Origin of the sequence: Agromyces zhanjiangensis, assembly GCF_040496055.1 — a bacterium.
In the GTDB taxonomy this organism is placed as follows: domain Bacteria; phylum Actinomycetota; class Actinomycetes; order Actinomycetales; family Microbacteriaceae; genus Agromyces; species Agromyces zhanjiangensis.
This window is the reverse complement of record NZ_JBEPKB010000003.1, coordinates 509895-533240: the sequence shown is the minus strand read 5'-3', so window position 1 is coordinate 533240 and position 23346 is coordinate 509895. Positions and strand designations below refer to the sequence as shown.

Genomic DNA, 23346 nt, shown 5'->3' with positions numbered 1-23346 from the left:
GGGACCCCGGCTCAGAACAGCGGCCGACCCGCGGCCAGCCGTCGCTGCACATCCCGGAGCTGCCGTCGGATCGGCCACTCCCGGGCGCTCCTCGGGAGCACGCGCATGAGCCTCGCGAGCCGCCGAGACGACCGGTCGAAGGCTCGCTGGTCGTCCTCGCTCCAAGGCATCCGCATGAGCGTGCGGAACTCCGGCGGGAGATGCCCCGCGACCATCCGTGCACGCCAGCGGAGGAGCGCAGGCGGAATCCGGCGATCGAGGTACTCGAGCCGCACGATCCGCATCAGGTACTGGCGCGTCGGGTCGTCGATCTCGAGCCGGGCGAGCGTGTCGCGCCAGTACTCCTCGAACGCGTCGCGGGTCGGCGGCCACGCCTCGGGCGGCATCTGCAGCGTCGTGCCGAACACCATGCCCTGCCGGTAGAACTCGTCGCGGAACCCGCCCTCGGGTGGACCGTGCACGGCGGTGTACGCGTCCTCGGCCCCGCGATAGAGGCAGGCCGCGACCCACTTCTGCAGTTCCGGATCGAAGGCGTCGTACGACACGCGGGATCCGGGCTCGGAGCGGACCCTGGCGTGCGACCGGTTCGTCGCCCGTCGCATCGCGGCCCGCTCCTCCTGGCCGCCGAGCATCGTCACCGCGATGTAGGCCATCGTCGTGCGCGCCCGGCGCTCGGGATTCGCGAAGAGGGTGCCCTCGACGACCGGGCTCTCCATGACGCCGTAGGCGACCGGGCGCATCGCGAGCTGCATGATCACGTTCGCGGTGCCTCCGGCGAGCACCGACCAGTTCACGGCACGACGCAGCGCCCAGTTCTCGATCCCATCGAGTTCGCGGCGCTCGGCGCCCGTTCGCCGGCGATTCGCCCACCCGCGCACCTCGACCTCACCGTCGGCATCCACGACGCGATCGTAGCAAAGAAGTGAATCCGAATTCACTTCTTTGCACGCGGGCGTCAGCGTTCGGAGGCGGGGGTAGCCTCGAAGGGCTGTGACGATCCCCACTCCGCTCCCCATCGCCCCGACGTGGCGCCTGTGGCTGGTGTGGGGCGTGGGCGTCGCCGCGTACATCCTCTCGGTCACGAACCGCTCGTCGCTGTCCGCCGTCGGCGTCGATGCCGCGCTCCGGTTCGACGCCGACGCCTCGACGCTGTCGATGTTCGCCGTCATCCAGCTCGCGGTGTACGGCGGCATGCAGATCCCCGTGGGCCTGCTCCTGGACCGATTCGGCGCCCGGCCGATCATCACGATCGGCATGGCGCTCATGGCCGTCGGCCAGCTCGTGCTCGCGTTCGCGCCCGACGTCGGCTGGGCGATCTTCGCGCGGATGCTGCTCGGTGCGGGCGACGCCGCCGTGTTCCCGAGCGTGCTGCGCGTGATCGCGGTGTGGTTCCCCGAGCGGCGGGCGCCGCTCATGGTGCAGCTCACGGGACTCATCGGCCAGTCGGGTCAGATCCTCGCCGTGCTCCCCCTGGCCGCGCTGCTGCACGCGACGACCTGGTCGATCGCGTTCGGTTCGCTCGCCGGGCTCGGCGCCCTCTTCACGGTGCTCACCTTCGCCGTCGTCCGCAATCGTCCGCCGGGCCGCGTCGAGGACGTCTCGGTCGACACGGTCACGGGCGCCATCCACGTCGTCCGCTCGTCCGCGGACCTGCGGACGGGCTTCCGCGAATCGTGGTCGCACCCCGGCACGCGCCTCGCGTTCTGGTCGCACTTCACGACGCCCTTCTCGGGCACGGCGTTCGTGCTGCTCTGGGGATTCCCGTTCCTCACCGTCGGCGAGGGCCTGTCGACGGCGACGGCCTCACTGCTGTTCACGGTGTACGTCGTCTTCGGCATCCTCGTCGGCCCCGTGATCGGAGCGCTGTCGATGCGGCACCCGACCAACCGGTCGCGCCTGCTCGTGCTTCCCGTGATCGGCATCCAGGCACTGGCGTGGCTCGTCGTCATCGCGTGGCCGGGTCCGGCTCCGCTCTGGCTGCTGTTCGTGCTCGCGTTCGCGATGAGCACGGGCGGCCCCGGCTCGATGATCGGCTTCGACCACGCGCGCACCTTCAACCCGAGCCATCGGCTGAGCACCGCCACCGGCATCACCAACGTCGGCGGGTTCCTCGCGGCGCTGCTCGCGATCCTCCTGATCGGCATCGCGATGGATGCGCAGGGCGCGGGAACGCCCGACACCTACACGCTCGAGGCGTTCCGCGTCGCGTTCCTGACGCAGGTGCCGCTGTGGGCGCTCGGCACGCTGTTCATCGTCATCGAGCGCCGCCGCACGCGCATCCACGTGGGCCTCGACGAGCCGCGATCGCGGCGTCGCGACCGCGGCACCGACCGCATGCCCTGACCCGGCGACGGATGACGCGGCGCTCCCGGCCACGCGATCGGACGGAATCGGGCGGCTCCGCGAGCGCGTCGGCACCGAATCGCGTCCGATCGGCGTCGGGCGGCGACTCCGGCGGCGGATGACGCGTCCCAACCGGCAGCGCGCGGCGCGCGCCGCCTCGACGCTGCGCACGAGCGGCAATATCGTTCAAGCATGGACAGCGCGCTGGCCGCGATCGCCGCATGGATGCCCGACCAGCGCTGGTTCGGCGGAAAGGGCCACGCCCCGGTCCTCCGGCGGATCGGCGCGTGGGAGCTCCCCGTCGCCGAAGCCGGGGTCCGCGCCATGTCGCTCCTCGTCATGGACGACGCCCCCGAACCGCCCGTGCTCTACCAGGTGCCCGTGGTCGAGCGGTCGACGCCCGGCTCCGCCGACGAGTCGCACCTGATCGGGGTGCTCGACGACGGCACGCGGCTCTACGACGGCCCGCACGACCCGGCGTTCACCGACGCGCTGCTCGAGCTGATCCGGGGCGGCGGGCGGGCAGTGGCCCACGGCGCGGCCGCGATGGGCCACCCGGCCGCGGCGGCGTCCGACGGTCGCCGCGCCGATGCGGATGCGGCACCGGCCGCAGGCTCCGTCCCGGCGAGCGTGCTCGGCGGCGAGCAGTCGAACACCTCGATCGTCTATCGGCCGGGCGGCGAGCCGCCCGTCATCTGCAAGGTGTTCCGGCAGCTCCACCACGGCGACAACCCGGATGTCACGCTGCAGACCGCGCTCGGCGCGGCCGGGTCGCCGCACATCCCTCCCGTCGTCGGCGACGTGCTCGGCGAATGGGACGACGTCGGCCGCGCCGAGGGCCGCGCGCGCGGGCACCTGGCGTTCGCCCAGGAGTTCCTCCCGGGCGTCGAGGACGCCTGGCGGGTGGCGCTGCTCGCCGCGGCATCCGCCCGGGACTTCACGGACGAGGCGCGCGCGCTCGGCGCGGCCGTGTCGGAGGTGCACGCCTCGCTCGGTGCGAGCTTCGGCCGCGAACCCGCCTCGCCCGACCTCATCGCCGCCGTCGCGGCGGCGTGGCGCCGTCGGCTCGCGATCGCGGTGGCCGAGGTGCCGGCGCTCGAACCGCACGAGGCGGCGATCGCCGCGTTCTACGCGCGCGCCGAGGCCGGCGCGTGGCCCGACCTGCAGCGCGTGCACGGCGACCTCCACCTCGGCCAGGTGATCCTCGCCCCCGACCGTGGCTGGTTCCTGCTCGACTTCGAGGGCGAGCCGATGCGACCGATGGCCGAACGGCGACGACCCGACCTCCCGGTGCGCGACGTCGCGGGCATGCTGCGCTCGTTCGACTACGTCGCCGGGGCCACCGAGCTCCTGCACCCCGAGCGCGCCGACGACGCGCGCGCGTGGGCGGCATCCGCTCGTCAGGCGTTCATCGACGGCTACGTCGCGGCCTCCGGCATGGACCTCAGCGTCTACCAGGACCTCCTCGCCGCGTTCGAACTCGACAAGGCCGTGTACGAGGCGATCTACGAGACGCGCAACCGCCCGGACTGGGCGCCGATCCCGCTGCGCGCGATCGAGCACCTGCTCGAGTCGGGTCCGTTGCAGGCCTCGCCCGGGGCGACGGATGCCGCGGGGGCGTCGTCCGGCGATCCGGTCTCCTAGCGAGCCGGGCGGGCCCGCGCGCGGCTCACCGGATGCCGCGGGCCCAGAGCAGCAGCGGCGTGCGGTCGGCGTAGTCGCGGTAGTCGTCGCCGAACCGCTCGAGCAGCCGATGCTGCTCGAGGTGCGCCTTGACGACGAGCACGACCGCGAGGAGGACCCACACGACGATGAGCTCGATGCGGGCCCGCCAGATCACCCAGCCGGCGGTCGCGATGAGGAGTCCGACGTAGATCGGGTTCCGCGTGAGCCGGAAGACGCCGTCGGTCTTCAGCGTCGCACCCTCGCGCGGCGCGACCCACGGCACGAGGTCGCGGCCGAGCGCGATCACGCCGGCGCCCGAGAGCGCGAGCCCGGTGATGACGAGCAGCACGGCGAGCACGGTGACCTGTTGCCCGGCCCACAGGGGGTCGCCCGGCAGGAGCAGCAGTGCGAGCAGCACGAACTGCGCGACGACGAGCCAGTTCGCGCGATCCTTCACCCCGTCATCCTCTCGCGCCGAGCGGCGACGCGCCACGCGGCGGCACGCTCGCCGAACGTGCGGGCCGCGTCGCCGATCAGGCGCGCTCGAGGATCGCGCCGACGTCGACCCCCGGCGGGAGGGCGCCGTACATCGATCCGCCGTCGCCCTCGAGTCGCGACCTGGCGAACGCATCGGACACCCGACCGGGCGAGTGCTGCAGGAGCAGCGACGCCTGCAGCACGAGCGCGAGCCGTTCGGTGAGCTCGCGTGCCCGGAGCGCCGCGGTCGCGGCATCCGCCCGGCTCACCTCGCCGACCACGGCCCGCGCCTCGGCGAGCGCGAGGTCGAACGCCGGGTGCTCTCCGGCCGCCTCGCCGGCGACGTCGAAGAACGCCATGAACGACTCGGGCTCGCGCGCGAGCACGCGCAGCACGTCGAGCGCGATGACGTTGCCCGAGCCCTCCCAGATCGCCAGCAGTGGCTGCTCGCGGTACCGGCGCGCGAGCGGGAACGCCTCCGTGTAGCCGTTGCCGCCGAGGCACTCGAGGGCCTCGTAGGCGTGGTCGGGTCCGCGCTTGCAGACCTGGAACTTGGCCACGGCGGTCGCGAGGCGCCGGAACGCCTGCTCGGAGTCGGTCGCGTCGACGTCGTAGGCACGCGCGAGCCGCATCGACGTGAGGGTCGCCGCCTCCGACTCGAGGGCGAGGTCGGCGACGACCGCCGCCATCGCGGGCTGGTCGACCAGGAGCGCGCCGAAGGCGCGGCGGTGGCGCACGTGCCATGCGGCCTCCGCGACGGCCTGGCGCATGCCGGCGGCGGTGCCGATCACGCAGTCGAGGCGCGTGCGGGTCACCATCTGCACGATCGTCGCGACGCCGCGGCCCTCCTCGCCGACGAGCCAGCCCGTCGTGTCGTCGAGCTCGATCTCGCTCGACGCGTTCGACCGGTTGCCGAGCTTGTCCTTGAGCCGCTCGATGCGGAACACGTTGCGCGATCCGTCGGGCAGCACGCGCGGCACGAAGAAGCACGAGAGCCCGCCCGGCGCCTGCGCGAGCACGAGGAACGCGTCGCTCATGGGCGCGCTGCAGAACCACTTGTGCCCGGTCACGCCGTACTCGGCGCCCCACTCCGGGCGGATGCCGCGTCCCGGCCGCCGCACGGCGCGGGTCGTGTTCGCGCGGACATCGGACCCGCCCTGCTTCTCGGTCATCGCCATGCCGACGAGCGCCGAGGCCGTGGGCGCCTTGCCGCCGGCGGCGCCGGAGCCGAGCCCGGGTTCGTACGCGCGGCTCAGCAGCCGCGGCATCCACTCGGCCTGCAGTCCGTCGGCGGCGTGCTCGAGGGTCGCGACCGCCGCGTGGGTCATCGACACCGGGCACGCGTGCCCCGGCTCGACCTGCGCGAGCAGGAGGAACGCGGCGGCGCGGTCCGCGTTCGCTCCGGGGCGCGGGTCGGCCCACGCCGAGGTGTGCGCGCCCGCGGCGAGCGCCGCCGCCATGATGCGGTGGTACGACTCGTCGTACTCGACCTCGTCGATCCGGTTCCCCCAGCGGTCGTGCGTGACGAGCCGCGGCGGGTTCGTGTTGGCGAGCTCGGCGTCGCGCTGGAAGGCCGCGCCGCCCACCAGTCGGCCGAGGTCGCGCAGCGCCGGCGGCGCGGCATCCGCATCGGTTCCCGCTCCCCCGGAGAACGCGGTCGTCCCCCACCGGGCGACCGCCTCGACGAGCGGGACGTTCGCGGTGAACTCGTCGACGCCCTCGCGGGGCGGAGCCTGGTTCAGGACCTCGTGCGTGATCATCGTCGACCTCCGCGGTCCATTCTGCTGTGCCGGATGCCCGCCGCCGCTAGGGTGTGGCCAGACGAGTTCCCGAGGGGGTCCGGTGAGCACCGACACGAGGCCGCAGCCATCGCAGGCGCCGACACCGGAGGAGGCGGGCACCGCCTGGTGGTCGCTCCCGCCCGACGAGGCCGTCGCCGAGGCCGGGAGCGACGGCTCGCGCGGGCTGGCAGCATCCGAGGCGGCCTCCCGCCTCGCCGAAGTCGGCGCGAACGCCCTCGTCAGCGCGCCGCCGCCGAGCGTGTGGCGCATCGCGCTCACCCAGACCACGCAGCTCATGACGCTCATGCTCATCGCGGTCGCGGTCGTCTCATTGCTGATCGGGCAGGTCTCGACCGCCATCGTCGTGGCGATCCTCGTGCTCTACAACGTGATCAGCGGCACGAGGCAGGAGCTCAAGGCGCGGCGCAGCGTCGACGCGCTCGCCAAGCTGCAGACCCCGCAGGCGCGGGCGCTGCGCGACGGCTCCCTCCGCCAGGTCGATGCCACCGACCTGGTCCCGGGCGACATCGTCGACCTCGAGGCGGGCGACCTCGTGCCCGCCGACGGGCGCATCCTCCGGGCCGCGAACCTCGAGACGCAGGAGTCGGCGCTGACCGGCGAGTCGCTGCCGATCGCGAAGGGGCCGACCCCGAACGAGACCGGCACCGCACTCGCGGACCGCACGGCCATGGTGTTCCAGAACACGTCGGTCACGCGCGGCACGGCGCGCATGGTCGTCGTCGAGACCGGCATGCGCACCCAGATGGGCCGTATCGCGTCGATGCTCACGGAGGTCGGCTCCGGCAAGTCCCCGCTGCAGCGCGAACTCGACTCGCTCACGAAGGTGCTCGGCATCATCGCCTGGGGCGCCGTGCTCGTCATCATCGTGATCGGCGCGGTGCGCGGCCAGAGCGTCACCGAACTGCTGTTCCTCGGCACCGCGGTCGCGATCTCCGCGATCCCGACGGGCCTGCCGGTGTTCGTGCAGAGCCTGCTGTCGTGGGGCGCATCGAAGCTCGCCGACCAGCGCGCGATCGTCGCCTCGCTGAACGACGTCGAGACGCTCGGCGCGACGAGCGCGATCTGCTCCGACAAGACCGGCACGCTCACCATGAACGAGATGACGGTGCGCACGGCGTGGATGGGCGGCGACCACTTCCGGGTCACCGGCGAGGGGTACTCGTTCGACGGCCGGATGCTCGGCGCGACCGACGAGCCCGTCGAGGCGGCGACGCTCGGGCTCGCGATCAGCCTCCCGAACGACGCGACCGTGTCGACCGACGGCGTCGTCGTCGGCGACCCGACCGAGGCGGCCCTCATCGTGCTGGGTGCGAAGCTCGGCATCGATGCGGATGCCGCGCGCCGCGACTACCCGCGGCTGGCAGAGGTGCCGTTCGACTCCGACTACAAGTTCATGGCGACCCTGCAGCGGATGCCGGTGCGCGGCGAGCTCCGCCTGGTGCTGCTCGTCAAGGGCGCACCGGACGTCATCCTCGGCCGCTGCACGACCATGCTCACGACCGAGCGCGAGCTCGTGCCCGTCGACGCCGCCGCGGCGACCTCGGAGCTCGAGGACATGTCGGCGACGGGCCTCCGCACCCTCGCGTTCGCGGCGCGCTTCGTCGACGACGCCGACGAGGGCCGGGTCGCCGCCGACCCGATGTCGTGGGTGCAGGAGCTCGCGCTCATCGGCCTCGTGGGCATCGTCGACCCGCTCCGCCCCGAGGCGAAGGTCGCCGTCGAGGTCGCCGCGAGCGCCGGCATCGAGGTGCGCATGATCACGGGCGACCACGCGGTCACCGCGGGCGCGATCGGCCGTGAGCTGGGGCTCGGCGCGGGTGCGGTGAGCGGCGCCGACCTGCAGGCGATGAGCGACGAGGAGCTCACCCGGCGCCTGCCCGACCTGCACGTGTTCGGCCGGGTCACGCCCGACGACAAGCTGCGTCTCGTACGGCTGCTCCAGGCGCAGGGCGAGATCGTCGCGATGACCGGCGACGCCATCAACGACGCGGCCGCGATCAAGCAGGCCGACGTCGGCGTCGCGATGGGCTCGGGCTCGGAGGTCACGAAGCAGGCGGCGAAGCTCGTGCTCACCGACGACGACTTCTCGACCCTCGTGCACGCGGTCGAGCTCGGCCGCATCGTGTACGCGAAGATCACCGCCTACCTGCGGTTCCAGATGACGCAGCTCATCAGCCTGATCCTGCTCTTCCTCGCGGCGAGCGCGTTCCAGATCGCCGACGGCGTCGCGCTCTTCCCCACGCAGGTGCTGTTCCTGAACTTCTTCGTCACGCTGTTCGCGGTGCTCGGCATCGCGGCCGATGCGGCACCGCCCGCGACCATGCAGGAGCCGCCGCGCAACCCGAAGCTCGGCATCGTGAACCCGCACTCCGTGTCGGAGTGGGTGGGGTACGGCGCGGTCATCTTCCTGATCTCGCTCGTGCCGCTCGTGTGGGGCCCCGACGAGCCCAGTGCGGACAGCCCGACCGCGTCGATGACCATGGCGTACGTCGTCGTCGGCCTGGCGACGGTCGTGAGCGCCCTCCTCATGCGTCGCTCGCCCGAGTCGGGTCTCGTGCCGCCGATCGCGGCGATCGCGAAGTTCCTCGTGTGGCCGGTCGTCATCATCGTGCTCTCGACCGAGCTCGGGTTCCTGCAGCAGCTGCTCGGCACGGTCTCGCTGACCGGATGGCAGTGGCTCGAGTGCATCGTGCTGCTGCTGTTCCTCGTCGTCGCGGTCGAGGGCGACAAGTGGATCCGGCGCCTGCGCGCGACGGAGCGGGAGCGGCTGGCGGCCGGGGCGGCCGGGGCGCCGTCCGAGGTCAGCGTCGACCGCCGGCGTGGATGAGGCGGATGCCGGCCGCCGCCAGGTCGCGCATCGTCGGGTCGTCGGCGTCCGCGTCGGTGACGATTCCGGCGACGCCCTCGATCGGGAGGACCCGGTACCGGGACGCGGCCCCGACCTTCTCCTCGCTCGCGAGCACGTAGGTCTCGGCCGCACGTGACGAGAGGGCGCGTTTCATGGCCGCCTCCTCGGGGTCGCCGGTGGTCAGCCCCTCGGTCGCGTGCACGCCCGTGACGCCGAGGAAGAACAGGTCGGCGCTGATCAACCCGGCGGCCTCGACGGCCGCCGCGCCGCTGGCCACGGCGGAGTGCTTGAACAGGCGCCCGCCGATGAGGAACACGTCGGCGGCGTGCTCGAGCAGCGCCGCGGCGATGGTCGGGCTGTGCGTCATGACCGCGCACTCGAGCGTCGTCGGCAGGGCGTCCACCATCGCCCGCGTCGTCGTGCCGCCGTCGAGGATCACGGTCGCACCCGGCTCGATGAGCGCGACCGCCGCGGCGGCGACCCGCAGCTTGCTCTCGGGCGCCACCGACATGCGGCTCGCGTAGTCGGCGATGGCCGGCGACGCGGGAAGCGCGCCGCCGTAGACGCGCACGGCGAGGCCCGCGTGGTCGAGTTCGCGCAGGTCCCGACGGATGCTGTCCTCGGAGAGCCCCAGTTCGGCGGCGATCTCCTTCGCGACGATGCGCCCGTCGCGGCGGAGTCGTTCGAGCAGCAGGTCCTTGCGCGCAGCGGCGAGCATTCCGATTCCTTCCTGTTTGTGCACGTTTCGTCGCTATTATGCCCGATATGAACGCACCGATGATGATCCTGATCGCCGGACCCTACGCCTCGGGCACGGGCGGCGACCCCGAGCTCATGGCCCGGAACCTCCAGCGACTCGAGGAAGCGGCCTGGCCCATCTTCCGGGCGGGCCACGTGCCGATGATCGGCGAATGGGTCGCCCTGCCCGTGCTCTCGAGCGCCGGAGCGAGCGGGCCGAGCGATCCGCTCGCGGCCGAGGTCATGTACCCGACCGCGGAGCGCCTGCTGCAGCACTGCGACGCGGTACTGCGCCTCCCGGGCGAGTCCCGCGGCGCCGACCAGGACGTCGCGATCGCCCGCGAGCGCGGGATCCCCGTGTACCACTCACTCGACGAGGTCCCGGGCGCGACGTCGCCCGCGTGACTCGACCGGGGCCGCAGCGTCGTCGTCGAGCAGCGCGCGCAGTTCGGCGACGTCGAGTCGCGCTCCGGCGGATGCCGCGGCGTCCGCGTCGAGCACGGATGCCGCGAGCTCGCCCTTCCTCGCCTTCAGCTCCATGACCTTCTGCTCGATCGTGCCCGCGGCGACCAGCCGGTAGACCATGACCTGCTTGTCCTGCCCGATCCGGTGGGCGCGGTCGACCGCCTGCTCCTCGCTCGCGGGGTTCCACCACGGGTCCATGAGGAACACGTAGTCGGCCTCGGTGAGGTTCAGCCCGAAGCCGCCGGCCTTGAGGCTGATGCAGAAGACGGATGCCTCGCCCGCGCGGAAGCGCGCGACCTCCTCGTCGCGGCGGCGCGCGGGCGTCGACCCGTCGAGGTGCGCGTAGGGCACCCCTGCGGCGTCGAGCCGGGCGGCGACGCGGTCGAGGAACGACGTGAACTGGCTGAACACGAGCGCCCGATGCCCTTCGGCGAGCACGTCGTCGAGCTGCTCGAAGAGCGCGTCGAGCTTCGCCGACGGGATGCCGGCGTGGCGCTCGGCGTCGACGAGGCTCGCGTCGAGCGCGAGCAGGCGGAGCAGCGTGAGCGACCGGTAGACGATGAACCGCTGCCGATCGAGGTCGTCGACGAGGCCGAGCAGCTTCTGTCGTTCGCGCTGCAGCACGACGTCGTAGAGCCGCCGGTGCTCCGGCGCGAGGTCGACCTCGAGCACCTGCTCCTGCTTCGCGGGCAGCTCGGGGGCGACGGCCTCCTTCGTGCGGCGCAGCACGAGCGGGCGGATGCGACGGCGCAGCCGGTCGAGTCGCTCGCCGTTGCGATCCTCCTCGATGGGCCGGCGGTAGCGCTCGTCGAACGCGCGCCGCGACGGGAACAGCCCGGGCGCGACGATCCGGAGGATCGCCCACAGCTCGCCGATGTGGTTCTCGAGCGGCGTGCCGGTCACCGCGACGCGGAACGGGGCGCGGATGCCGCGAGCGGCCTCGTGCACGCGCGTCGCCGCGTTCTTCACGAACTGCGCCTCGTCGAGGATCAGCCCGCCCCACTCCAGGTCGCCGAACTCCTCGGCCTCGAGCCGCAGCACGGCGTAGGTCGTGACGACCAGGTCTGCGTTCGCGGCGACCTCGGCGAGCGACCGGCGCCGCTTCGCGGTCGTCGCGGTGACGGATGCCACGCGGAGGCCGGGCGTGAATCTCGCCGCCTCGCGCCCCCAGTTCGACGCGACCGAGGTGGGCGCGACGACGAGGAACGGTCGCGCGGCACCCGACGCCCCCTCCGCGCCCGACGCGGCCGCGGCATCCGTCACCACCCGCTCGACCGCGTGCTGCACCAGCGCGAGGCACTGCACGGTCTTGCCGAGTCCCATGTCGTCGGCCAGCACGCCGCCGAGCCGGTTGGCGTGGAGGAACGCGAGCCACCTGAACCCGTCGAGCTGGTAGGGCCGGAGTGGCAGCGCGAGTCCCGCCGGGGGCCGGAGGTCGGGCACGTCGCCGTGCTCGAGGCCGGCGACCGTCGCGCGCCACTCGAGCGCGGGCTCGGCGACATCCGCGAGGTCTTCGAAGTCGGCCCACAGGCTCGTGCGGCTGCGGTGGATGCGCACGCCCGTCTCCCACTCGTCGAGCGTGCCCGCCTCGTCGATGAGGTCGCGGAGCTCGTCGAAGACGGGCAGGTCGAGTGACAGGTAGGACTTGTCGACGAGCAGGAGTCGCTTGCGCCCCGTCGCGAGCGCCCGGAAGAGCGGCATGAACGGGACCCTCCGGCCGCCGACGGTCACCACGACGCCGAGGTCGAACCAGTCGCGCTTGCGGCTCTCGACGAGGGAGACCGCGAGTTCGGGCCGTTCGGTCGCCTCGCGGTAGTCGGGGCGCTCGCCGCGCACGTCGATGCGGAACGGACTCGGGCTCCGCTCGGCGAGCTCCTCGAGGCGCGGCATCCGCTCGACCGCGAACTCGGCCGCGTCGATGCCGCGGAGGAGGACCGCCTCGAACGGCACCCAGCCGAGCTCCTCGGCGACGCGCGCGACGAGGTCGTCGTCGAACTCGGGGTCGACCTCGGCCGAGGGGTCGACGGTGCTCGTGCGGCCGTCGGCGTGCTCCCACCGCCAGGCGAGGCGGAGCACGTCGTCGGGTTCGTACCGGGCGTCGAGCACCAGGGTCGCCGGCGGAGTGGCCGGGAGCTCGAAGGTCTCGTCGCGGCTCGTGATCGCGAGCGTGCGGGCGAGCGGGTGCACGTGGGCGGCGAGGAACTCGGGCACCTCGGCGGCAGGCACGCGGATCGGCTCGGGTGCGTCGAGCAGCGCCAGCTCGGCCGGGCCGAGACCGGTCGCGACGGGCGCGAGCTCGATGCGGCCCGCCTCGAAGTCGAAGCGGTAGAGGCCGTGCCCGCCGATCGGCCGGATGCCGACGCCGCTGCCGTCGCCTGCGCGGCGGCCCCCGTCCGCACGGGCGCCGCCGAGTGACCGCGGCTCGCCGTCGAGCGTCAGCGTCGGTGCGAGCACGAGGTCGCCGTCGGCGCGGCTCGCGTCGAGGCCGAGCGTCGCCGAGCCGTGCAGCACGACCTCGGGCGTGACGTCGGACCCGACGAGCGCGATGCCGAGCCGGCCCGCCTCGACGAGGAGCGCCCAGAGCAGCGGGCTCTCGAACTCGTCGACCGTGATCCACTCGGACCCGTAGACGTGCACCGACGGCGTCGTGCCCTTGAGCATCGCGAACTGCGCGAACCAGCGCGACTGCGCGGGATCGACGCCCGCGGCGGAGGCCTGGTAGGCGATGTTCTGCCACGTGAGGCCGTTCTTCACCCAGGTGCCGCGGGCGCCCTGCGCGACCGGGCGGACGGCGAGCCGGTCGACCCCCGAGGCCCGCCGTGCGGGTTCGTCGCGCGGGCCCCGCCACTCGCCGCTCCGGCGCTGGACGCGGCGTCGCAGCTCGAACTGGAGCCCGAGCGGGCGGAGGCCGTCCGTGCCGGCCGCCGGCGCGGCATCCGTCGTCGTCGCATCTGATGCCTCAGCAGCGCCGGCCGCGTCGAGGCCCGCGAGGGCGGCGCGCCAGTCGGGCGTGCGGTCGGCGGGCATGTCGTCCATGCTCGCACGCGCCTCCGACCGTCGGTCCGCGCGTGTGCGCGATCAGGTCGCAGGTCGAAGCGGGCAGAAGACGACCGTGCGGGTCTCCTCGTCCGGGGTGCCGGGCGGACTCCAGTACTCCTCCCACATCGTCGAGTCGTCGAGCTCGCGGCCGTGCAGCGCCATCGCGGCGGCGATCGCGTCGTACGCCTCCGACACCCGGTCGTAGGAGCCGAGGTGCGTCGTGGTCGCCACCTCGTGGTCCGGCAGCTCGTCGGGCACCACGTCGCCGTCGGGCTCGATGGGGCCGCCGACGACGAACCCCGCGCTCACGGTGACCGCGTCGGTCGCCGGGTCCATCTCGGAGTAGCGTCCGATCGCGGGGCCGTCGCCGAGGAGGCCGCGTGGGCCGAGCACGGCCGCGACCCGCTCGAACGCGGTGGCCATGACGGCGGGGATCCCGGCGAAGGTCGTGCGCTCCCGCACGACCGCCAGGTCGCGCCGCGGAGCCTGGATGATGCGGACCTCGTAGGACATCGCCACTCCTCCCCGTCGGCCGTCGACCCCAGCATCGACGCCGGGCGCCGGGTCGGCCGGGGCTTCGGTTCCGTGACTCGCGGCCGGCCGGGCCGTCAGCGCGTTCCGCGGGCCGCACCGGGCGAGTCGGTTAGCGTGGCGTGATGCGCGTCACCCGCCTCCGCGTCCACCCGGTCAAGTCGTTCGCGGGCCGCGACGTGTCGTCCGCGGTCGTGCGCCCCTGGGGGCTCGAGGGCGACGAGGCCGACGCGTGGCTCAGCGCGCGCATGCGGATGCCGCTCCGGCTCGTCTGGCAGCCCGACCCGCTGCAGCGACCCGTGAACACGACGCACGGCGGGCTCCCCGGCGACGGGCTGTCGCTCGCCGACGCCGGCCCGCTCCTCGTGGCGAGCGAGGCGTCGCTCACGCAGTTGGACGACTGGACGCCCGACGACGTGCCGCCGCTCGACGTCGTGCGGTTCCGCCCGAACGTCGTCATCGACGGCGACGAGCCGTTCGCCGAGGACTCGTGGGGGCGCGTGCGCATCGGCGACGTGCGCTTCCGGTTCGGCGAGGTCTGCGACCGCTGCGTCGTGACGACCATCGATCCCGTGACGCTCGTGCGCGGCAAGGAGCCCATCCGCACGCTCGCGAAGCACCGGAAGTGGGACGGCGCAACGTGGTTCGGGGTCCGGCTGATCCCCGAGCTCGACGGCGACGGGGGTGCGGACGCCCGCTCCGGCGCGCGGGCTGGCGCGCCCCGCATCGCGGTCGGCGACGAGGTCGTGGTCGAGGCCGGCTGACCCGTCCTCAGCGAGCGGAGTCGCCCGTGAGCGCGGCGCGGTTCGCCGCGTAGTCGCGCCGGCCGATGAACCGCCACGCGAGGCGCCCGGGCACCGGCATGTGCTCGTGCAGCCACGCGTCGCCGCCGTCGGGCTGGGCCGCGAGGATCGCACCGAGCTGCTGCCACGTCTTGCCCCTGGGCGTCGCCTTCCGGCCGTGCTCGCCGGCGGCGTCGACCTCCTTCTGGGTGAGCACCGTCTCCATGACCGGCACGATGTTCGACTCCTCGTCGGGCAGGTGCACGGCGAGCGCGGCGTTGACGCCCTCGAGCGCGGCGAGCACGCCCGCGGCATCCACCGCCCGCCCGCTCGCGCGCCAGGCCGGGAGCGCCGCGTCGAGCTCGCGGAGGTGCACGAGCATCGTCGCGTGCTGCTCCTTCATCCGCTCGACGTGCCCGGCGCACGCGGGTGCGCGCTCGTCGAGCGTGTCCCACAGGTGCTCGTCCTCGAACTCGTGGTGCGCGTGCAGGCTCCCGGAGATCAGCGCGAGGTGGTCGCCGACGACGTCGGCGTGGGCGGCGTCGGCCTCGGCGACGCGCACGACGAGCGTCGGCCCCTCGGCGAACTCGGCCCGGAACATCCGGTGGATCTCGATCATCCCCCGGGCGTCGCAGGTCTTCGCGGTCGCGCCGGCCCGATCGCCCGGGAGCTCGCCGCTCGGCGGCAGTGCGGACGCGGCCATGTGATCCCCCGATCGTCGGCGACGGATGCTGCTGCGCGCGACGCTACGACCGCTCGGCATCCTCGGGCAAGCCCCTCCGTGCCCCGCATCCGGGTGCCACGGGTCGACCGCACGCCCGGAATGGCGAATCCTCACCATGCTCCACGGCCGCGGCGGTGACACCGTGGGGCGTATCGCGGCCCGACGAGAGGAGCAGATCATGGACACCGACACCACCGACGTCGTCCGCCGGTTCTACGAGGCGTGGGGCAGGCAGGACCTCGACACCGCCGCCGCCCTCATGACGGAGGACTTCGTGAACAACTCGTCGCACGCGCGAGGTCGCGACAGCGTCCGCGAGGAAGGCGCGTTCTGGTTCGCCGCATTCCCCGACGCCGAGGTCGCGATCGAGGACCTCATCGCCGACGGCGACAAGGTCGTCGCGCGCATCCACGCGACCGCCACGCACCTGGGCGACTTCCTCGGGACCGCACCGACCGGTCGGACCGTCGAGCTCGACGAGATCGACATCTTCCGAGTCGAGGGCGGGGCGATCGCCGAGTCGTGGTCGATCCCGGACGTCTTCGGGCTGATGACCCAGATCGGCGCACTCGAGCACGCGGGCGCAGCCTGAGCCGTCGACGTCAGCCGGACCGGAGCAGGCGAGCGTGCATCGCGGCCTCGGTCCGGCTCCGCACGCCCAGCTTGGCCAGCAGGTTGCTCACGTGGTGCCCGGCCGTCGCCGGGCTGATGAAGAGCCGCGCGGCGATCTCCGCGTTGCTGAGTCCCTCGGCGACGAGCTCGAGCACCTCCTGCTCGCGCTTGGTGAGCATGCCGACCCGCTTCGGGCCGACGCGGCCGCGCCCGCCGAGCGACCGTGCGAACGCGTCCGCAGCGTCGGCCTCGGCGGTGAGGCCGGCGTGGTCGAGCACCGCGGCCGCGGCCCGCGACTCGGCGACCGCCGAACCAGGATCGCCCGAGGCGGCGAGCGCCTGCCCGAGCAGGGCGCGGGCCCGTGCGGCATCGAGCGGCCTGCGCATGCGGTCGTAGCGCTCGACGGCGGAGCGGAGCACGCCGGACGCCCCGGTCGGGTCATCCCGTGCGAGGTCGACGCGCCCGGCGCCGACCTCGGCGAGCGCGCGGTGCGCCTCCTCGCCGGACTCCTCCGCCAGCCCGGCGAGGCGTGCCGTCGAGGCCTGCGCGCCCGCGAGGTCGCGGCGCTCGAGCTGGATCGGGACGAGCATCGCGAGCAGCGGGATCGCGGCGATCGATCCGGGCCCGACCTTGGCCAGTCGACGATGCAGCACCGACGACGCGACACCGGAGTCGCCGTGCGCCAGGTGGATCGCGACCACAGCTCGCACCGACTCCGGTCGGCCCTCGATGCCGACGACGAGCCGCTCCGCCTCCTCGAGCCGACCCTGCGCGACGCGGAGGTCGGCCAGCCTCGCCCGCGGGTCCACGCATCGCACGGCATGCCCGCCCGCCTCGAGCCGCTCGATCGTCCACGTCAGCCAGCGCTCCGCCCCCGCGGTGTCACCGCGTGCGGCGAGGATGCCGGCACAGCAGGAGCCGCAGAATCCGAGCAGCGTCGGGTGGGGCCGCAGCCGCAGGAACCGCTCGGCGGCGGTCCCCCACTGCTCGAGCCGGCGCCCGTCGAGGGTCTCCTCGCAGGCCGCGACCATGTCGCAGCAGGTCTCGGCGAACGCCTCGGGCTCGTCCGCCTCGCCCGCCGACGCGGCGGCCATCGCCTCGTCGAGCCGGCCGATGCCGGCCTCGGTGCGGCCGGACCGGACGAGGCCGAGGCCCGAGCGGGCGAGCGCCCGGATCTCGAGCGACGCGTCGCCGGAGGTCCGGGCGGCGGCGAGCGCCTCGTCGGCGAGGGAGGTGATGCGGAGCGGGTCGGTCTCGAGCATGCTGCGCGCCAGCGCGGACCAGCCGCGCGCCGCCGGGCCGCCGTCGGCCGCGAGCCGCTCGGCACGGCCGAGCCATCCGCGCCCCATCGGCTCGTGACCCGGTGTCGCGAGGTGCTCGATCGCCAGCCAGGTCGCCACGCGTGCGGCGTCGGCGTCGCACCCGGCACGGCGGTAGGCCGCGTACGCGCGCGTGCGCGTGGCGACGGCGTCGGACGTCTCGCCGAGCCACCAGAGCGCACGCCCGAGCCCATCGAGCGCGTCGCCGCTCGACTGCGCGGCGAGCACCTCCGCGAAGGCGTCGCGCGCGTCCGCCCAGCGCGCCTCGCGGATGGCGGACTCGGCCTCGGCCATCCGCCGATCGACCTCGTCGCCGTCCACGGCTCCCGGCCTCCTCGGATCGGACCGGCGGCATCCCGGTCCCGACGATGGTCCGAGTCGGGATCGCGCTCGCTCGTCGATCGAGGATGCCCCCTGCTGCGACGCTACGACGTCACCCGATGCGCGGCAAGGTCTCGCGACTCAGCGCTCGACGATCCCGTCGGCGTGGGCGGCGACCCACTCGACCAGCGGGAGCATCCGGTCCATGAGTTCGCGGCCGAGGTCGGTGAGCGCGTACTCGACGCGGGGCGGCACCTCGGGGTAGCTGGTGCGGGCGACGAGCCCGTCGGCCTCGAGCGTGCGCAGCGTCGAGGCGAGCATCTTCTCGCTGATGCCCTGGACCTCGCGGCGCAGCTCGCCCCAGCGGAGGGTGCCGTCGGTGAGCGCGAGCAGCACGAGCACGCCCCACTTGCTCATGACGTGGTCGAGCACGACACGGGTCGGACAGCCCTCCATGAAGACCTCGCCAGAGGTCTCCCGGATCTGCGCAAGACTTACCACCATGTGCGTACCTTACTTCAAAGTGGGTACCTCCAGATGGGAAGGCAAACCTGGTCGGCCGGGTTGGGACTCGGTGAACCGACAACGTCGGAACCGATCGAATGGAGTTCCCTGATGACCATCCTCGTCACCGCCGCCTCCGGCCACCTCGGCCGCCTCGTCGTCGAGGCGTTGCTCGAGCGCGGGGCCGCCCCCGCCGACGTGGTCGCCGCCGCCCGCGACACGACCCGCATCGCCGACCTCGCCGCCCGCGGTATCCGGACCGTCGAGCTCGACTACGCGCGACCGGAGACCATCGCGCCGGCCCTCGCGGGCGTCGACGCGATGCTGCTCGTCTCCGGCACCGCGATGGGCGAGCGCGTCGCGCAGCACCGCAACGTGATCGAGGCCGCGAAGGCGGCCGGCGTCGCCAAGCTCGCGTACACGAGCGGGCCGAAGGCGGCGACGAGCGAGCTGGTCCTCATGCCCGAGCACCGCGGCACCGAGCAGGTCATCGCCGAGGTCGGCGTCCCGGCCGTGATCCTCCGCAACAACTGGTACACCGAGAACTACGCGCAGGATGTCTCGCTCGCGGCCTCCACGGGCGTGATCGCCGCCGCGACCGGCACGGGCCGGGTCGCCTCCGCACCCCGGCGCGACTACGCCGAGGCCGCAGCCGTCGTGCTGCTCGAGGACGGGCACGTGGGCGAGGTGTACGAGCTCGGCGGCGACGACCCGTGGACGTTCTCGGAGCTCGCGGCCGCCGCATCCGAGGTCCTCGACCGCGACGTCGCGTTCGTCGACCAGGCCCCCGCCGAGCGCGTCGCGTCGCTCGTCGCCGTCGGCCTCGACGAGGGCACCGCGGGCTTCGTCGCCGCCATCGACGAGGGCATCGCGCGTGGCGACCTCGGCGAGTCGGACGGGACGCTCGCCCGGCTCATCGGGCGACCCACGACGCCGCTCGTCGACGCCCTCCGCGACGTCGTCGAGGCGCAGCGCGCGGCCGCCTGAGCGCATTCGACGATCGCGGCCGAGGTCGCACGAATCGACGTCCGGTGCCGATCGGACACGAGGTTCGTGCGACCTCGCGCCCATGGGTCATCGGATGCTGCGACATCCGCTCGCCCGATTCGTGAGGCTTCTTCACGACCCTTCGGCCCTCTTCCCCCCGATCGGGGGTGCGTGTTAGCGTCCCTCTCACTTGCCCGGGAATCCCGGGCGATTTCCCTGTAAGGAGAGCACGTGAAGCAACGCACGCGCGGATGGCTCGCTGTGACCGCAGCGAGCGCGACGATGGTCGCCGGAGCCGCCTTCGGACCGGCCGCGATCGCCGCCCCCGCGAACGATTCCCCTACCGATTCGACCGCGGCGGCCGAAGCCCGACCCGACAACCGGCCCGGCCCGCTGACCCAGCGTCAGGACGAGCGCCGCAAGGCCGCGCAGGAGCTGATCCTCTCGGGGCAGGCCGCCCCCGGCGAGGACGGCGTCGTCGAGATCGCCGACGACAAGTACTACGAAGCCGCCGTCAGCGGCTCGGGGCGCCTGTTCACGATCCTCGCCGAGTTCGGCGACCAGGGCAGCGGCAAGCTCGGCACGACGCCCGGCCCGCTGCACAACGAGATCGCCGAGCCCGACCGTGCCGTGAACAACAGCACGCACTGGCGCGCCGACTTCGACACGGCCTACTACGACGACCTCTTCTTCGGTCCCGAGAACTCGATGGCCGACTTCTACTCGAAGCAGTCCTCGGGCAACTACTCGGTCGAGGGCGAGGTGAGCGACTGGGTGCAGGTGCCCGGCAACGCCTCGACCTACGGCGACAACAGCGTCGAGGACGACGGCGGCGCCTGGCAGTTCATCGCCGACTCGGCCGACGCGTGGTACGCGTCGCGGGTCGCGGACGGCGCGACGGTCGACGAGATCCGCGCCGAGCTCGCGAGCTTCGACGTGTGGGACCGCTACGACTTCGACAACGACGGGGACTTCGACGAGCCCGACGGCTACCTCGACCACTTCCAGGCCGTGCACGCCGGCGAGGGAGAAGACGCCGGCGGCGGCGCCCAGGGCGACGACGCGATCTGGTCGCACCGCTGGTACGTCAACTCGACCGACTTCGGCCAGACCGGCCCGACGGTCGGCGACACCCAGGTGAAGTTCGGCGGCACCGAGATCGGCGACTCCGGCATCTGGATCGGCGACTACACGGTCGAGCCCGAGAACGGCGGCCTCGGCGTGTTCGCCCACGAGTACGCCCACGACCTCGGCCTCCCAGACTTCTACGACACCGCGGGAGGCGAGAACTCGACGTCGTTCTGGACCCTCATGTCCAGCGGCTCGTGGCTCGGCGACGGCGGCGAGGACATCGGCACCACGCCTGACTACATGGGCCCGTGGGAGAAGCTCCAGCTGGGCTGGCTCGACTACGCGGTCGTGAACGAGGGCACCGGCGACGCCGGCGAGTTCACCCTCAGCCCGGCGGCCCGCCAGGTCGCCGACCAGGAGCAGGCGCTCGTCATCGACGTGCCCGACGCGGGCATCACGACCGAGTACACGACGCCGAACTCGGGCTCGCACGCGTGGTGGACCGGCAGCGCCGACGACCTCAACACCACGCTCACGCGCACGCTCGACCTCACCGGCGTGCGTTCGGCGACCGTCACGGCCAAGGCCTGGTACGACATCGAGGCCGGCTACGACTACCTGTACGCGGAGTACTCGACCGACGGCGGCGCCAACTGGACGCAGGTCGGCAAGCCGCTCGACGGCTCGTCGAACGGACGCTGGTCGACCCTGCGCTACTCGGTTCCGGGCGGCAGCGAGGTGCAGTTCCGGTTCCGCTACCAGACCGACGGCGGCGTGCACTACGCCGGCGCGTTCCTCGACGACATCGTCATCAAGAGCGGCGGCACCACGCTGCTCACCGACGACGTCGAGTCGGGCGACAACGGCTGGACCGCGGCGGGCGGCGGCTTCAAGACGAGCACGGGCACCGAGACGAGCGAGGGCGACCGCTACTACCTCGTCGAGAACCGCACCTACGTCGACTACGACGCCACGCTCGAGCACGGCCCCTACCAGTTCGACAAGGGCATCACGGCGCCCGACCACGTCGAGCACTTCCCGTTCCAGGACGGCATGCTCGTGTGGGCGATCGACGAGGCCTACGGCGACAACAACACCATCGAGCACCAGGGCCACGGCCTCGCGCTCCCGGTGGACGCGAACCCGGTGAAGTTCACCTACGACGACGGCACGGGGCCGAGCAACCGGCGCCAGCCGTTCGACGCCACGTTCGGCCTGCAGGCGATCGACGCGGTCACGCTGCACAAGGAGGTCGTCGTGGGCAAGGGCAAGAGCCAGTCGGTCGACTACATCGGTGCGGTGGGCTCCGACGGAACCACGACGCAGACGGCGACCTTCACGGACGCCGACGAGAACGCGTTCTTCCACTCGTCGAACCCGCTCGGCGGCGTGATCGTCGCCGGCCACGGGGTCGAGGTCACCGTGACCTCGCAGAACACGGGCGGCACGATGACGGTCCACGTGGTCAACCCGTGAGCTGACGCACTCGTCGTCCCCTGAGGATGACACAGCGGGCCCGTCCCCTCGGGGGCGGGCCCGCTTCGCGTGCGGGTCCGCGGGCTGCGGCCCTGGCGCGCGCGGGCAGGCGGATGCCGCGACACGGTCGGTCGCGCCCGGCCGTGCCGCGGCATCCGTCACCGCCCGTCGTACGCTCGGCTGAGCACCGGCATCGCGCCCGGTCGAGCCGAGGAGCCGCCATGTCCCAGCCGCCGCCAGCGCAGCCGTCGCCGGAGCACGAGCCGGTCTACCCGCCCCCGCCCTCCGACGCGCTCAACCCCATCGAGCACATGCGCGAGTCGGTGTTCATGGACGGACCGAAGCGTCGCCGCAAGATCCAGCGTTTCTGGATCCTGCTCTCGCTCTCGTCGGTGATCGCGGCGGCGGGCGTCGTCGGCGACTCGACGGCCACCGTCATCGGTGCCATGATCGTCGCCCCCATGATGCTGCCCATCCAGGGCACCATGCTCGCCACCGTGCTCGGCGACCGGCGCAACCTCACGCTGTCGCTGCTGATGATGATCGGCGGCGCGGCGGCCGCCATCGCGATCGGCTACGGCGTGGGCCTGCTCGCCGCCACCCCGATCACCGAGCAGACGAACTCGCAGGTCGCCGCACGTGCGACGCCCGGCCTGATCGACCTGCTCGCCGCGCTCGCGACCGGCGCGGTGGGCTCGATCGCGCTCGTCCGCAAGGACATCTCCGACACGCTGCCGGGCGTCGCGATCGCGATCTCGCTGGTGCCGCCGCTCGTCGTGGTCGGCATCGCCGCCGAGTCCGGCGACTTCGGCAGCGCGATCGGCTCGCTCCTGCTCTTCATCGCGAACGTCGCGGCGATCCTCGGCACCGGGGTCGTGATCATGGCGATCTACCGGGTGCAGCGGTGGGGCCGGATCGGGCACCAGACGCCGCCGCCCGGCGTGAAGGCCGTGAATCGAAAGCGGTCGAACATCGCGATCGCCGGGATGCTCGTGCTCGTCGCGCTCCCTCTGAGCCTGTCGACATGGGTCACGACCACGCTCAACACCCAGCAGTCGACGATCACGCAAGCCGCGAGGGCGTGGGCGCTGACGAGCGACCTCGACGTGATCTCGGTCGACTACGTCTCCGCCCTGTCCTACCTGGTCCGCATCACCGGGGGCGACCAGGCGCCGGCTGTCGGGGAGCTCACCGATCGCCTGACGTCCGCGGGAATCGACCCCACCACCGTCGAGGTCGAGTGGATCCCGTCGGTGCGGGTGAACGCCGGGGATTGAGCCGGCCTCAGTGCGCGCTGCTCGGCCGACCGGGCTCGAGCCGGGCGAGTCGTCCGCCGCGGGAGACCAGCCCGCGCAGTGCCGTGGCCCGTTCGACGCGAGCGACGCGCCGACGCTCGGCGGCGGCGCTGCGGCGCTCCGCGACGAGCTCGGCGCTGCGCTGGTCGTGCGCGGTCATCTGCTGTGCGAGGAAGCCGTGTGCGAGGTCCATGATCCCGATCCCTTCGTGCGGTGGCTGACCACCTGCACTCAGGTTCCTCGCTGAGGTGGGGCCGGCGTATCGGGAAGGTGTCCTATCCTGCGGTCACGCGCGGCCTCAGTCGGGGCTAGGTACCTCAGAGGGCTCGACGACTCCGGGCGTCGCG

At 73.0% G+C, this 23346-nt stretch carries 19 protein-coding genes; 9 read left to right on the top strand and 10 right to left on the bottom strand.

The window, feature by feature from the left end:
* Positions 1-11: 11 nt before the first annotated feature.
* Positions 12-902, bottom strand: a complete 891-nt coding sequence (locus ABME02_RS08790; protein WP_353814906.1) for an oxygenase MpaB family protein — start codon at positions 900-902, stop codon at positions 12-14.
* An 88-nt stretch (positions 903-990) separates the two neighbouring features.
* Between ABME02_RS08790 and ABME02_RS08785 the strand changes: the two genes are divergently transcribed.
* Positions 991-2343 carry an MFS transporter gene (locus tag ABME02_RS08785; protein ID WP_353814905.1) on the top strand — a complete coding sequence of 451 codons (1353 nt, stop codon included), beginning with the start codon at positions 991-993 and terminating at the stop codon, positions 2341-2343.
* Positions 2344-2535: 192 nt separating this feature from the next.
* Positions 2536-3987, top strand: a complete 1452-nt coding sequence (locus ABME02_RS08780) for a maltokinase N-terminal cap-like domain-containing protein (RefSeq protein WP_353814904.1) — start codon at positions 2536-2538, stop codon at positions 3985-3987.
* Between the two features lie 25 nt (positions 3988-4012).
* Here ABME02_RS08780 and ABME02_RS08775 read toward each other — a convergent pair whose 3' ends face one another.
* Positions 4013-4465 carry a methyltransferase family protein gene (locus tag ABME02_RS08775; RefSeq protein WP_353814903.1) on the bottom strand — a complete coding sequence of 151 codons (453 nt, stop codon included), beginning with the start codon at positions 4463-4465 and terminating at the stop codon, positions 4013-4015.
* Positions 4466-4541: 76 nt separating this feature from the next.
* The gene (locus tag ABME02_RS08770; protein ID WP_353814902.1) at positions 4542-6245 is read right to left on the bottom strand and encodes an acyl-CoA dehydrogenase family protein; all 1704 of its coding nucleotides are present in this window, start codon (positions 6243-6245) and stop codon (positions 4542-4544) included.
* An 82-nt stretch (positions 6246-6327) separates the two neighbouring features.
* Here ABME02_RS08770 and ABME02_RS08765 point away from each other — a divergent pair, with 82 nt between their 5' ends.
* Positions 6328-9114, top strand: coding sequence for a cation-translocating P-type ATPase (locus ABME02_RS08765; RefSeq protein WP_353814900.1), 2787 nt, complete (start codon positions 6328-6330; stop codon positions 9112-9114).
* On the opposite strand, the gene ABME02_RS08760 is transcribed toward ABME02_RS08765, so the two are convergent.
* Entirely contained in the window at positions 9089-9853 is a 765-nt protein-coding gene (locus ABME02_RS08760) for a DeoR/GlpR family DNA-binding transcription regulator (protein WP_353814899.1), read from the bottom strand. The two genes, ABME02_RS08765 and ABME02_RS08760, sit on opposite strands and share 26 nt — an antisense overlap.
* A 47-nt stretch (positions 9854-9900) precedes the next feature.
* Between ABME02_RS08760 and ABME02_RS08755 the strand changes: the two genes are divergently transcribed.
* On the top strand, positions 9901-10278 hold the full coding sequence (locus ABME02_RS08755; RefSeq protein WP_353814898.1) for a DUF4406 domain-containing protein: 378 nt from the start codon (positions 9901-9903) through the stop codon (positions 10276-10278).
* On the opposite strand, the gene ABME02_RS08750 is transcribed toward ABME02_RS08755, so the two are convergent.
* On the bottom strand, positions 10240-13374 hold the full coding sequence (locus ABME02_RS08750; protein ID WP_353814897.1) for a DEAD/DEAH box helicase: 3135 nt from the start codon (positions 13372-13374) through the stop codon (positions 10240-10242). The two genes, ABME02_RS08755 and ABME02_RS08750, sit on opposite strands and share 39 nt — an antisense overlap.
* Positions 13375-13416: 42 nt before the next feature.
* Positions 13417-13890 carry a GyrI-like domain-containing protein gene (locus ABME02_RS08745; RefSeq protein ID WP_353814896.1) on the bottom strand — a complete coding sequence of 158 codons (474 nt, stop codon included), beginning with the start codon at positions 13888-13890 and terminating at the stop codon, positions 13417-13419.
* 143 nt (positions 13891-14033) lie between these two features.
* Here ABME02_RS08745 and ABME02_RS08740 point away from each other — a divergent pair, with 143 nt between their 5' ends.
* Positions 14034-14672 (top strand): MOSC domain-containing protein, encoded by a 639-nt coding sequence (locus ABME02_RS08740; protein WP_353814895.1) that lies wholly within the window; start codon positions 14034-14036, stop codon positions 14670-14672.
* Between the two features lie 7 nt (positions 14673-14679).
* Here the strand turns inward: ABME02_RS08740 and ABME02_RS08735 are convergent, their stop codons facing one another.
* The gene (locus ABME02_RS08735; protein ID WP_353814894.1) at positions 14680-15393 is read right to left on the bottom strand and encodes a hemerythrin domain-containing protein; all 714 of its coding nucleotides are present in this window, start codon (positions 15391-15393) and stop codon (positions 14680-14682) included.
* Between the two features lie 199 nt (positions 15394-15592).
* On the opposite strand from ABME02_RS08735, the gene ABME02_RS08730 reads away from it, so the two are divergent.
* Positions 15593-16006: an ester cyclase gene (locus tag ABME02_RS08730; RefSeq protein ID WP_353814893.1), complete on the top strand. Its 414-nt coding sequence runs from the start codon at positions 15593-15595 to the stop codon at positions 16004-16006.
* 10 nt (positions 16007-16016) lie between these two features.
* On the opposite strand, the gene ABME02_RS08725 is transcribed toward ABME02_RS08730, so the two are convergent.
* Complete coding sequence (locus ABME02_RS08725; RefSeq protein WP_353814892.1) at positions 16017-17666, bottom strand: helix-turn-helix transcriptional regulator; 1650 nt, start codon at positions 17664-17666, stop codon at positions 16017-16019.
* 141 nt (positions 17667-17807) lie between these two features.
* Positions 17808-18170, bottom strand: a complete 363-nt coding sequence (locus ABME02_RS08720; RefSeq protein WP_353814891.1) for a winged helix-turn-helix transcriptional regulator — start codon at positions 18168-18170, stop codon at positions 17808-17810.
* A gap of 111 nt (positions 18171-18281) precedes the next feature.
* Between ABME02_RS08720 and ABME02_RS08715 the strand changes: the two genes are divergently transcribed.
* The 3 genes from ABME02_RS08715 to ABME02_RS08705 all read left to right on the top strand — a co-directional run bounded on the left by ABME02_RS08715 (position 18282) and on the right by ABME02_RS08705 (position 22981).
* Positions 18282-19157, top strand: coding sequence for an SDR family oxidoreductase (locus ABME02_RS08715; RefSeq protein ID WP_353814890.1), 876 nt, complete (start codon positions 18282-18284; stop codon positions 19155-19157).
* Between the two features lie 231 nt (positions 19158-19388).
* Positions 19389-21704 carry an immune inhibitor A domain-containing protein gene (locus ABME02_RS08710; RefSeq protein WP_353814889.1) on the top strand — a complete coding sequence of 772 codons (2316 nt, stop codon included), beginning with the start codon at positions 19389-19391 and terminating at the stop codon, positions 21702-21704.
* 221 nt (positions 21705-21925) lie between these two features.
* Complete coding sequence (locus ABME02_RS08705; protein ID WP_353814888.1) at positions 21926-22981, top strand: DUF389 domain-containing protein; 1056 nt, start codon at positions 21926-21928, stop codon at positions 22979-22981.
* Positions 22982-22988: 7 nt separating this feature from the next.
* Here the strand turns inward: ABME02_RS08705 and ABME02_RS08700 are convergent, their stop codons facing one another.
* Positions 22989-23192 (bottom strand): hypothetical protein, encoded by a 204-nt coding sequence (locus ABME02_RS08700; RefSeq protein WP_353814887.1) that lies wholly within the window; start codon positions 23190-23192, stop codon positions 22989-22991.
* Between the last annotated feature and the right edge of the window lie 154 nt (positions 23193-23346).